This is a genomic window from Paraburkholderia sp. SIMBA_053 (assembly GCF_046534895.1).
Taxonomy (GTDB): Bacteria; Pseudomonadota; Gammaproteobacteria; order Burkholderiales; family Burkholderiaceae; genus Paraburkholderia; species Paraburkholderia caledonica.
Genome location: NZ_JAWRXU010000245.1, coordinates 1 through 353, shown reverse-complemented (window position 1 = coordinate 353; position 353 = coordinate 1). Strand labels below are relative to the sequence as shown.

Below are 353 nucleotides of genomic sequence, written 5' to 3'. Positions count from 1 at the left end.
CTCCGTGCGCAGGCTGATCGACGCGGGCGCGATCGTGCTCGGCAAAACCAACATGCACGAACTCGCGTTCGGCATCACGAGTGCGAATCTGGCCCCGCATGCGGGCGTCGTGCGCAATCCTTACGACCCGTCGCTGATCGCGGGCGGCTCGTCGGGCGGTACGGCCGTCGCCATCGCCGCGCGCGTGTCGCCCGCCGGCCTCGGCAGCGACACGGGCGGCTCGACGCGCATTCCCGCCGCGCTCACGGGGATTGCGGGCTTCCGCCCGTCGGTGGGCAACGGCGGCGCCGAGCGCCGCTATCACGACCCGCTTGCCGTCGTGCCGATCAGCCACACGCGCGATACCGTCGGGC

1 protein-coding gene is annotated in these 353 nt (G+C 72.5%); it reads left to right on the top strand.

All coding sequences use genetic code 11. The features are described from left to right. A partial coding sequence (locus SB753_RS35465) for an amidase family protein (protein WP_410804754.1) occupies positions 1-353 on the top strand: 353 nt, incomplete at both ends.